Origin of the sequence: Bacillus sp. 3255 (genome assembly GCF_031456485.1) — a bacterium.
GTDB lineage: Bacteria > Bacillota > Bacilli > Paenibacillales > NBRC-103111 > Paenibacillus_E.
The window spans coordinates 20,612-32,532 of sequence record NZ_JAVDUS010000015.1; the positions used below are offsets into that span (position 1 = coordinate 20,612).

Sequence of the window (11,921 nt, forward strand, 5' to 3'; positions counted from 1 at the left end):
TGAATGCGATGCGAATCGATTTAAACGGCAGCGACTGGCTGTTCAAGGATTTCCTGGGCGAAGACTGGGTATGGCGAAACGCGGAGAAGCCGGACACCAAGGATTCCCGCTGGTGGAGGAAAGGGACGGTTCCGGGAACCGTCCTCTACGACCTTTGGCACAACGGGGAGGTCGCGGATCCTTATTATGAAAGGAACAGTCTGCTCGCGGAGTGGGTGCCGGAACGCACCTGGGTATATAAGAAATGGTTCGATATCGACGGTGCCTTAAAAGGAAGCCGGGTGCAGCTGCATGTCAAGGGGGTTGATCATGAAGCTCAGTTTTTCTTGAACGGCTTGCGGATCGGCCATCATAAAGGCATGTTCACGGCCGCGGTATTCGATGTGACCGACGCTCTCGAATACGGTGCGGCGAATCTGCTCGCTGTCGTCATTGAGAAAGCGCCCGACGAGCAGCCGCAGGTCAGCAAGACGAGCTACGTGCGCGAGCATAAAAGCCGCATGACGTACTGGTGGGATTTCTGTCCGCGCATGATTCATCAAGGCATCTGGGACGATGTGTATTTGGATGTAACCGGCGGAATCCGAATTGAGGATGTCCATGTGAAGACGGAGCTGTCCGATGGTTATCAGACGGCGGATCTATCGATTGCGGCCAAATTATCTGCGAGCCTGCCAGGAGAGGTGCGCGTAGAGACGCGCATTGTTCATGAAGGGGAAACCGTATTCGCTTCGGTGAATGAATACCGCCTTCCAGAAGGGGAAACTGAGCTCGCGTTAGCCGTGCGGCTTAATGAGCCTCGGCTGTGGCAGCCTAACGGATCAGGGGAAGCGCATTTGTACTACGTTCTAATGGAGGTATATGACAAAGAAGCGGCGCCGGAAGGAAACGGACATTTCCCGCTAAGCGCTTCAGAGGCGATCACCTTCGGCATCCGCAAGGTGGCGTGGCAGCGCAACGAGACGCCGGATGCCTCGGCGAGACCTTATGTGATGACCGTTAATGGCCGGCGGACGTACATCAAAGGCTGGAATTGGGTGCCGATGGACGTGATGTACGGCAGGCCGCAGCCAGAGAAGCTGGAGCGGCTGCTGACGCTGGCCCGGGCAGCCGGCGTCAATATGCTGCGGGTATGGGGCGGAGGCCTCATCGAGAAGGATGCTTTCTACGAGCTGTGCGACCGCTTCGGCATTATGGTGTGGCAGGAGTTCATCCAGTCCTCCTCAGGTATAGCGAATAAGCCGAGCGAAGAGCCGGCATTCGTCGAGATGATGGCGCGGGAGGCGGAAAGCATCGCGCCGCGCAAACGCAATCATCCTTCGCTCGTCCTCTGGTGCGGCGGCAACGAGCTGCAGGATGGCGAGGGCCGGCCGCTTGACGATACCGAGCCGGTGCTCGGGGCGCTTCGCGGCGTTGTCGAGCGGCTGCATCCGGGCGCCTTGTGGCTGCCGACATCGCCGAGCGGAAGATGCTTCCTGAACAGTCTGGAAGCGATCGAGCAAGATCCGGAAGGACAGCATGATGTGCACGGGCCTTGGGAATATCAGGGGCTGACGGAGCACTATACGCTGTACAATCAAGGCACCTCGCTCTTGCACAGCGAGTTCGGCGTTGAAGGTATGACGCATCTGAAGACGCTGAATCATACTGTGCGTGCAGACAACCAATGGCCGGCAACGAGGGAAAATCCGGTCTATTTCCACCGCGGATCCTGGTGGAATAACGAAGGCATGATCCAGCGCTCCTTCGGACATGCGCTGACCGAACCCGCTGCGCTGATTCGCGCCAGCCAGCTGCTGCAAGCCGAGGGATTGCGTTATGCCGTGGAATCCAACATCCGGCGGATGTGGCAAAACAGCGGCACGCTGCCGTGGCAGTTCAACGAGCCTTATCCGAACGCCTACTGCACTTCCGCGCTTGATTACTACACGCTGCCGAAGCCTGCGTATTACGCTGTGGCCAGAGCCTATCGCCCCGTCTATGTGTCGGCCAGCTTCAGCCGAATGGCTTGGGAAGGGCAGCAGGCTTTCAAGGCGGAGCTGTGGGGCGTCCAGACGCTTAGTCACAGGACCGGCAAGCTTGTCACGCATTGGAGCGTGACCGGCGCGAGCGGGAACGTTTATGCCGAGGGGAGCTGGCAGGGAGATTTGGAACCAGGCCATGTGAAAAGGTTGGGGGTCATGGAATTGCCGCTCAGCAAGCTGACGGAAGATGTGTTCTTCCTTCGGGTGCAGCTCGCGCAAGAAGATGAGGCCGGAGCTCATGAGCTCGTTAGCGACAGCTGCTATCCTTTTAGCAGGAAAGCGGACTTGACGCCTTATCTGGAGCTGCCTCAGACGCACCTGCAAGCGGAGCGAATACAGTCCGGAGAGGAACCGGGGACTGACTGGCTGGTGCGGATCACGAATACAGGCGCACATGCCGCATTCGATGTGCAGTTGACGGATGCACGTCCTATTCTGGAGGCCGGGTTTGTTTATTTGTCCGACAATGCGTTTCCTATATTCCCTGGCGAAAGCAAGCTGATCCGCGTAACCTGGAGCGCTGTTGCCGAAACGAGCAGACAGCTGGAGCTTACCGCCTGGAACAGCGCCGTGCAGCATTTGTAAAGCTGTTCTATTGACAACTTTTCGAAGAAAAGCGATAGTAGAAACTGCATCTAACGGGAACTATGGACGTATCAACGTACTTTTGACTGAAGCCAAGCAAATCCCCAATCAGAAGTCCCTTTCTGATACGGAAACTAATAGGTGAGAAGGTATTCGAGACAGAGAGGGGGACCAGAGATGATCGCCATACACCGCAGAACCAAAATAAGAGAAATGCTCTTCCAGGAGCGCAGCGTCAAGGTTGCTGAACTGGTGAAGGAGTTCGGCGTGTCGGAAGAAACGATCCGCCGGGATTTGAATCAGCTGGAGCAGGAAGGCATCATTCAGAAAAATTATGGCGGTGCCATCCTGCTCGAAGAATTGCAGAGCGGCGCACAAGCGATCCCGCCGGTCGAGCAGCGGAGGTTTCAATATTATGAGGAGAAGGATGCGATCGGCAAGCTGGCCGCATCCCTCGTGGAAGGCCGGCAAATCGTCATCCTCGATTCCGGTTCGACGACGTGGTGCATTGCCCGCCATCTGCGCTCCGTTCAGGACCTGATGGTCGTGACCAACGGGCTGGATGTGGCGGAGGAGAGCAGCCAGAATGAGGATGCGTCTGTCTTCGTCATCGGCGGCAAGCTCATCAAGAAGTCGAGAAGCCTTGTCGGCCCGCAGGCCGAGCTGGAGCTGCAGAAGTATAACGCAGACTTCTCGTTCCTGGGCGCTTCGGGCATCTCCATGCGGAAGGGCTTCACAAGCTCGGATCTGTATGAAGCCGAGGTGAAGCGGGCGATGATTGCCGCGGGACAGAAGATTGTCATCGTGGCCGATCACACGAAGTTCGAGCGCGGCGGGCTCATTTCCTTCGCGAGCTTTCAGGATGTGGATATTCTGGTTACGAGCGACTTGGTGGAGCCGAGCATGCTCGATGAAATCCGGAATAGCGGGGTTCAGGTCATGGTGTGCCAGGTGAAGCGCGAGATGCAGGGTTTGGAGTAGAAAGTGATGCCAAGAAGTCCCGGAAGCTGTTCGATGCTTCCGGGACTTCTTGGCGTGCTAACGGACACCGATGACCTTATTCGGTGGGAAATGGCTTGTTTTCGAGCGCTAACAGACAGGCGCGCCGTTATTTGCTCTTTACTGGACAGATTCTCCCGAAATTGGCAAATAGGATCCGCTGTGTCCGTTAGAGCCGAAGCGCGGCGGTTTTCGCGAAATAACGTCTGCTGAGTCCGTTAGAAAGAGGAGCCGGGTAAGTTCCAATCGTGCGCGAAATTGAACGTTGACATTCTTCGCGGTAAGCGTTAGCATAGAGATGTGGAAAGCAACGAAACACAAATGGGAACGATCCCAAAAGTTGCAGCAGTTCGTGTATGAGGGTTGTCCTATTTTTTAGCAGCAAATGGGAACGGTCCCACTCCGATTGGATGATCGGCAGAAGCATGGAGAATTCGAAGAGGATTCTGTAATTCCTAGAAGCTGCGTATTTATTTCGGCACATTTGGGAACGATCCCAAATAAGGGAAAGCGTCAATCGCTTCATAATAGACAGTTCCTATTCTTTAAAATGGGAACGTTCCCAAAATAAGCATACGGTGGCGAATCAAACCGCATATGGCGGCGAAGCACACCGAAGCACAACATTGAAATGTAACATTTGAAGAATCCGCATGAAAATTAGAAACCGCAAACAATCGGGATAGCCATGACAGAAACAAATTGAAAAGGGGGCAGGTCCATGGGGCCAACGATACACGATGTGGCCAGGGTAGCGAACACATCGAAGAGCACCGTTTCCAGATATTTGAACGGACAGAAAGTAAAGAAAGAGACGCAAGAGGCGCTGGAGAAAGCGATCCTCGAATTGAACTATCACCGTAATGAAAATGCGAGAAGGCTCGTGATGAGCCGGACGAATACGATCGGTATCGTGGTCGATAATATTTCGAATATTTTCTACTCCGGCATCATTCGCGGCATCGAGGAAGTCGCGAATCGCAAAGGTTATAACTGTATTTTTTACAGTGGAACATCAAACGCTAAACGGGAGGCATCGTTCCTTCATCTGCTTTTCGAAGGTCAGGTAGACGGCATTATTTTGCTCAGCTTCCAGAAGCGTGATCGGAAAGACCTGGAACAAATGCTGGATATGCCATACCCGCTTGCGCTGATCGGCGATCATGGAGAAATGGACGGATTGTTCTCGGTGGACATTGACAACGCCTCGGGCGTGTCGGATCTGGTGACTTACCTGCACGGGTTAGGCCACCGCAAAGTCGCGTATATCTCGGGTCCGCCGCACATGGGACCGATCAAATACAGGTTCAAAGGCTTGGAACAGACGATGAAGGAGCTGCAGATGGAATGCAAGCCGGAATGGATCGTCACCTCGGATTGGAGCAATCAAGGCGGTTACGAGGCCATGAAGGAGCTGCTGAAGCAGGATGGCTATACAGCCGTCATCGCCTCCAACGACGAAACGGCTATTGGCGCGCTGCGCGCGATGCAGGAAGCCGGCATCCAGGTGCCGGAGCAGATGTCGATCGTCGGCTTCGACGATATTACGCAGGCGAGCTGGGTGTATCCGCCGCTCACGACGGTCAAGCAGCCTCTGAAGCAGGTGGGATTAACCGCGGCTGAAGGGCTTTTCGCCCAGATCGAAGGCTTAGATGAGGTTAAGCGAACATCACAATTGTACAAACCGACGCTAATCGTTCGCCAATCATGTACCAAACTGTAGAAAAGGGTTGAGGCCGATGAGTTCCAAAATTAATAAATCGAATTACGGATATCTGTTTGTAGCGCCATTTTTCATAGGCTTCGGTATTTTCGGGCTAATCCCCATCCTATACACGTTCTATTTAAGCTTTACCAAATGGGACGGGTTCACGGACCCGATTTATATCGGAGTTGCCAACTACACGCGGCTGCTGCATGATACGTACTTTTATCAGACGATCGGGAACACGCTCATTATATGGCTGATGTCGATTATACCGCAGTTGACGATTGCGCTCATTCTGGCGATCGTCCTCAATGAGAAATTCATTCGCGGGAAACATTTCTACCGGGCTGTCTACTATTTCCCGCATATTATTACGCCGATCACACTCGGTGTTATGTTCAGTCTCATGTTCGATTGGCAGACCGGCTCAGTCAACAAGGTGCTGATGGACCTCGGCATTGTCGATCAGCCTGTCAACTGGTTCAGCAGTCCTTGGTGGTCCAGAGCGATCGTGTCCGGCGTCATCTGCTGGCAGTATTTCGGCTTCAACTTAATTGTTTTCATCGCAGGTTTGCAATCGATTTCAGACGAGGTCTATGAAGCGGCCAAGATGGACGGCGCCGGCAAATGGAAGAGCACGCTGTACATTACGCTCCCGATGCTGCGTCCGGTATTCTTGTTCACATTCATCACCTCCGTGATCGGCGGCCTGCAATTATTCGATGCTCCGCTCATGCTAGGCGACGGCCCTAACAACACGACGAGAACGATGGTGATGTATCTGTACCAAACCGCGTTCAAAAATTTCGATTACAGCTATGGCGCAACAGTGGCGTACGGCATTTTCATTGTCGTCATGATTTTGACCGCCATTACGGCTAAGGCATCAAAGCTTAATGAGTAGGAGGTGAGGGTTCTATGGTCGGAACAGAAAAGAAAGCGTTTGATTTTCCGATATTTGCTTTAAAAGTCATAATTTATGCCGTGTTGATTCTCATTGCTCTAACTTGTTTGCTGCCATTCTACAGCATGCTCATCACGTCCACGCATACCAATTCGGACATTGCGCGCAAGCTGCTCTTGCTCCCCGGCAACCAGTTCTTCGCCAATTATGAGCGGCTGATGGATACGGTGAATATATGGCGCGGGCTGGCGAATACCGTCTTCATTACCGTCACCGCGACGATCATCAATGTGTATTTCGCATCTCTGGCGGGGTACGGATTCTCCAAGTACAACTTCAAGTACAAAGGCGTACTGTTCATGATCACGCTCGGAACGATGATGATTCCCGGCCAGCTCGGCATTATCGGTTTCTATAAGCTGATGGACGTTTTCCATATGCTCAATACGTACTATCCGCTTTTGCTGACATCGTTATATAACGCTTTCGGTATTTTCCTGGTCAAGCAGTTCGCCGACAGCTCCGTTCCGACGGAAATCATCGAGTCCGGGCGGATTGACGGGTACGGGGAAGTGCAGATTTTCCACCGCATCATTTTGCCGTTGATGAGTCCGGCGCTTGCGACGCTTGCGATTTTCGCCTTCATTGGCAAATGGAACGATTTCCTCGTGCCGATGATCATCCTGTTCGATGGCGATATGCAGACGCTGCCGGTCATGATCGCGAGCGTAAAATCGCAGTTTTCCTCCGACTTCGGCGCGCAGTATGTCGGGATCGTCATTTCCGTCATTCCGATTCTGGTCTTTTTCTCCTTCATGTCCAAACGAATTATTAGCGGAGTAGCAGCAGGCGCTGTAAAAGGTTGATCGGACGTTGCGCCATTGAGAGGGGGAATGCCTGCACGGTTGAAGGATGCCGGGCCATGCACACCATGCAAAACCATGCAAAACCATGAAAGCCAAGCAAGATCAATCGATGTCATGATGTAAACTAACCAAATACATGTAAGGGGCGAATTGTCTTGAAAGCACACAAATGGACTTCTCTTTTAATGACCATGGTACTTACTACAGGCGTTTTGACAGCATGCGGCACGAAAAAAGATACGAACCAAGCATCCTCACCGGCACCTGCGGCATCCGCGGCGCCGGTCGATCCGGCCAAGCTGTCCGGAACGCTGTCCCTCTGGACGTTCTTCGACGGAACGAAGGGCATTGCGACGGCTTTTGAGAAGAAATACCCGAATGTCAAAGTGGACGTCAAAGTATTCCCAGGCGATCAATACCAAATTAAATTGCTGTCTGCGCTGCAGTCCGGCAAAGATGTACCCGACGTATTGGACCTTGAAAGAAGTTATGTAGGCAAATTCATCGAATCCCCGTTCCTGATGGATTTGACATCGATCGGCGCCAACGATCTGGTGAAAGGCTATATTCCTTATGTATCTGAGCTGGGCAAGTCATCCGACGGCAAAATGAAAGCGATCTCCGACCAATCGTCGCCGGGCGGCTTCTGGTATTTGAAAGAGAACGCCAAGAAATATCTCGGTACGGACGACTCGGCCAAAATCAGCGAAATGGTAAACTCCTATGACAAAATGATCGAGCTCGGCAAGAAGGTGGCGAAAGACAGCGACGGTAAAGTCCATCTGATTGCCAATTCCGGCGATTTGTTCGATATTGCGGGGTACAATACGCAGCCATTCTACTTGAACGGCAAGTTGAACATCGATCCGAAATGGGAGCAAGTGTACAACAGCCAGAAAAACATTCGTGCCAATAACGTAGACGCCAAGCTGCCGTTCATGTCGGCAGGCTGGGGCAACGCCCTAAACGACGGAAGCGTTGTACTGACGGCGATGCCGGCTTGGGCGACGTTCATGATCGGCAACAAGGATAACAAAGCGGCCGGCAAATACGGCGTTGCCAAAACACCGGAGGGCTTCTACAACGGAGGTACGTTCCGCGCCATTTACAGCAAAACGCCTAACAAAGAGATTGCCGCTGAGTTCATCAAGTTCTCGGCCGGCTCCGAATGGCAATCCGCCGATTTGGCGGCTAGAGGGAACATGCCGGCGCTGCAAAGCGTGTACGAGTCCAACTCGGATAAATATACGTCTCCGCTGACCGGCGATCAGAAAGTGCTTCAGCCTTACTACGAAATGATGAAGTCGATGCCGGTTATTAAGTCCGACAAGTACAGCGATTCCATCCTCAGCCTGTGGAGAAAAGTAGCAGGCCAAGGGGTTACCGACAATAAGAGCTATGCGGATGTTGTAACAGCTTTCCAGAAAGAAGTGAAGGCGGCATTCCCAGAGCTTCAATAACAGCATAAACAAAGAAAGCGGCTGCTTCAGGAAGGAGCAGCCGCGTATTTAGAGGGAGAGAGACCAGCTAATGAGCACCCTTCATAATTATGTTAACTCCATCCGCATCATTGACGGTCATGAGCACTTGGCAACACCGCAAATCCGACAAAGAGAAAACCATGATCTATTTTCCTTGCTGCATTATCTGGATTCTGATTTCTACAGTGCCGGGATGCCGGCAGGCGCTCTGGGGAGACAGAGCAGACGAAGCGCGGAGGAGAAAGCCGCCTTATTCATCGAGTATTGGCATAAAGCGAAAAACACCACGTACGCCCGCATGTTCCGCACCGCTATGGAGGATCTGCACGGGTTGACCGAGTGGACCGTTCAAGGGCTGCTGGAAACGAACGAGAAAGTGTGCGCGGCAACAAAAGACCCGAACTGGTATGAGCATGTCATGGTGCAGAAGTCGGGCATCGACTTGGCCTTTACGCTTATTCAAACAACGAACTTGGAATACGATCGTTTCCGTCCCATTATGTTTATGGATTTCACATTTAAACTTCGAACATTGAAGGATATTGCTGCAGTAGAGCGGATGTCTGGCGTTACGGTTCACAGCTTGCGCCATTACTTGGATGCAGTGGATGCCTTATTGCATAAATATGTCCAAGAAGGCATGGTTGCGACCAAATTGGGGCACGCCTATTGGCGATCCTTATCCAGCGGCAAACCGACCTTCTACGAAGCGGAGCTGGCGTTCAACCGGCTGCTCGGATGCAAGCTCGAAGAGTCGCTGTCGCAAGCGGAAACGTTGGCGCTTCAGGATTATTTGATTCATTTTATCATTCAGCGTTCCACCGCTTACGGCCTTCCTATTCAAATTCATACCGGACATCATGAAGTCAGCGTTTCGTCCAACGGCAACACGATTACGAATTCCAACGTAGAATTGCTTATTCCGCTGCTGCTCGAGTATAGCGATGCGAAATTTGTGCTGCTGCACAGCGGCTATCCGTATCATTTGCCCTATTTAAGCATTGTCAAAAATTTTCCTAACGTGTACGCGGATATGACGTGGGTGTATGTCATCTCGCCGACGGCGGCCAAACAAATCATGCATCAATTCGTCGAGATGGTGCCAATGAGCAAAATTCAAGGGTTTGGCGGCGACTATAACCACATCGAGGGCACCTACGCTCACCAGAAGCTGGCTCGTAAAATAGTTGCGGACGTCTTAACGGAGAAGGTGGCGGACGGAGCCCTGGACGAATCCGAGGCAAGGGTGTTCGCCGACCGGATCTTCCGTGACAACCTGATTGACATTTATCAGCTCAAAGGTTTGGAGGAGAAGGGATGAACTGGACAATTTCCGGCAGCGGCTTACAGCAGGAAGGGCGGACCTTCCATATAGCTCATGACCCCTCCGCGGGGCAGGGAAGACTGGCATTTTCCCGCTTGTTGACGGCAACGGCTCGAAGCGGCATGCAAGAAGTCGTACCGGTCAACGGGATTACCGAGACGCCGGACGGCTGGCACCTGACAGGAGACTCGGCTAACTTTCTAGTAAGCGCGAAGTGGCAGCGCAAGAATGACGTGTGCAGCTATGATGAAGTGCTGCTCGACGTTCATTACACAGGTGAGGCCGAATCGGAGATGAATCTGCAGTTCGGCTGCGTATTGGAAGGGACGGGCAAGCCGGATTGGATGATCCCCGGAGCTTTCTATAAGGAAAATCGCTTTGAGAAAAATCTTCGTCCTTATCCGCGTTATGACTTTAACGGCGGCGACCCGCAGCAAATGGTGTCCGATTATTGGTCCTTCCGGGCCGACAGAGCAGCGCTTCCGGCCGTATTCGCCTGGAACGACGGCGTTTGCGGCGCGCTATGCACGGATGAAATGTCGCCGCTCGGTCTTAGCGGCCTCGGCTTCCGGGGCAATGCTTCGGGAACGGAAATATGGCTGAATTTCCCTTACCGGGAAGAGCCGGTCACCTTCATCGGCAGCGCAGTGCCTGCCCCGGCGGACCTGCACATGCATGCGTGGAAGCCCGGGGACAAGGTTCAGCTGCGAATCTATGTGTATGCAGGTTCGCCGGACGCACATAGTTATAATCCGTTCGTCCGGCAAATGTATGCCATTCACCGTGAAGAGCACGGACTCAACCCGTGGATGGGACTTGAGCAGGCGGCGGAGCTGACCGCATACGGGCTGTACCAATGGCATTATGATCAAGAGAACGCCATTTTGCGCGAGACGGCTGCCTTCGACCGCGAGTTCAACAACAATGTCAAAGGCATGGGCGACCGTCCGCATATGCATGTCAGCTGGGTTAGCGGCGTTCCCTATGCATTCGCCTTACTGACCTACGGACGAAGTCATGGCAACGCCTCTTACGCAGAAGCCGGACTCGCGGTATTGGATAAAATCGCATCAGGCCTTGCCCCGAGCGGAACGTTCTGGGCTTCATGGGAGCTGGGGCGCGGCTGGACGGCCGGTTGGAACCCGAAGCGGACGTGGCTGCAGGCTCGAACGGTCTCGGAAGCGACGCTATTCCTGGTGCGGGCGCTAGCCTTCGAGAGGGAGTCAGGGAACCGCCACCCCGAGTGGGAGCGCGCAGCGCTATCCAATCTGCGGTATGCGGCGGAGCATCAGCGCGCTGACGGCAATTTCGGCTCCTACTACGATTGCGAGACGGGCGAAGTGCAGGAATGGGACGGCGCAGGCGGGATGCTGTGGATTGCCGCCCTCTTGGAAGGAGCGGCCTACTTCGGCGAAGAGACGTTCGCGGACAGCGCGGTTCGCGCAGGGGATTACTATGAACGTTTCATCCGCGACGAATATATTTATGGCGCTCCGGAAGACGTGCATTTAACGCCGACCTCCGAAGATGCGTATAATGCGGTCGTTTCCTATGTGCTCTTATACGAGCGGGATCGCAAGCCGCTATGGCTGGAGCTTGCGTCGAGCGCAGCGGATTGGATGATGACCTTCCGCTGGACCTATAACCTGCAGTTTCCGAAGCATTCGCTGCTCACGCAATACGGATACTGCTCCCGCGGAGCCGATCAAGCTTCCGCCTCCAATCAGCACTTGCACAACTACGGCTTGTTCGCCGTACCGGAAATGCTTCGCCTATGGACGTATACGGGCGACGATTATTATTTGGACCGTACACGCGATCACATCGCCTGTTTCTTACAGTTTATTGCGCGGGAGGACGGAGACTTCAATGCTTATAAAGGCATGGTCACCGAGAGATTTTACAATACGAATTGCTTCCAACCTAAGGGCATGATGCTTACGCTGTCCCACTCCTGGTGTATCGGCTTGATTCTATACGCGGCGCAAGCGTCCCTTCCTTATGAGAAAGATCTGGCTCTGTAGTAATCG

The 11,921-nt window shown here is 53.3% G+C and carries 8 protein-coding genes; all 8 read left to right on the forward strand.

The features are described 5' to 3' along the window. The first annotated feature begins 8 nt into the window (after nucleotides 1–8). The 8 genes from J2X61_RS21485 to J2X61_RS21520 all read left to right on the forward strand — a co-directional run bounded on the left by J2X61_RS21485 (nucleotide 9) and on the right by J2X61_RS21520 (nucleotide 11,915). The gene (locus J2X61_RS21485) at nucleotides 9–2,609 is read left to right on the forward strand and encodes a glycoside hydrolase family 2 protein (protein ID WP_310190458.1); all 2,601 of its coding nucleotides are present in this window, start codon (nucleotides 9–11) and stop codon (nucleotides 2,607–2,609) included. 177 nt (nucleotides 2,610–2,786) lie between these two features. Continuing rightward, a complete protein-coding gene (locus tag J2X61_RS21490; protein ID WP_274467804.1) occupies nucleotides 2,787–3,590 on the forward strand; it encodes a DeoR/GlpR family DNA-binding transcription regulator in 804 nt (267 codons plus the stop codon). A 739-nt stretch (nucleotides 3,591–4,329) separates the two neighbouring features. Continuing rightward, entirely contained in the window at nucleotides 4,330–5,331 is a 1,002-nt protein-coding gene (locus J2X61_RS21495) for a LacI family DNA-binding transcriptional regulator (RefSeq protein WP_274467805.1), read from the forward strand. A gap of 16 nt (nucleotides 5,332–5,347) precedes the next feature. Next, complete coding sequence (locus J2X61_RS21500) at nucleotides 5,348–6,220, forward strand: carbohydrate ABC transporter permease (protein ID WP_310190460.1); 873 nt, start codon at nucleotides 5,348–5,350, stop codon at nucleotides 6,218–6,220. A gap of 14 nt (nucleotides 6,221–6,234) precedes the next feature. Further along, nucleotides 6,235–7,086: a carbohydrate ABC transporter permease gene (locus J2X61_RS21505; protein ID WP_274467807.1), complete on the forward strand. Its 852-nt coding sequence runs from the start codon at nucleotides 6,235–6,237 to the stop codon at nucleotides 7,084–7,086. Between the two features lie 185 nt (nucleotides 7,087–7,271). Then, nucleotides 7,272–8,546, forward strand: coding sequence for an extracellular solute-binding protein (locus tag J2X61_RS21510; protein ID WP_310190463.1), 1,275 nt, complete (start codon nucleotides 7,272–7,274; stop codon nucleotides 8,544–8,546). A gap of 70 nt (nucleotides 8,547–8,616) precedes the next feature. Then, nucleotides 8,617–9,888 carry an amidohydrolase family protein gene (locus J2X61_RS21515; RefSeq protein WP_274467809.1) on the forward strand — a complete coding sequence of 424 codons (1,272 nt, stop codon included), beginning with the start codon at nucleotides 8,617–8,619 and terminating at the stop codon, nucleotides 9,886–9,888. Beyond that, entirely contained in the window at nucleotides 9,885–11,915 is a 2,031-nt protein-coding gene (locus tag J2X61_RS21520) for a YyaL domain-containing protein (RefSeq protein WP_310190466.1), read from the forward strand. The genes J2X61_RS21515 and J2X61_RS21520 overlap by 4 nt, the downstream gene beginning before the upstream one ends. Nucleotides 11,916–11,921 lie beyond the last annotated feature (6 nt).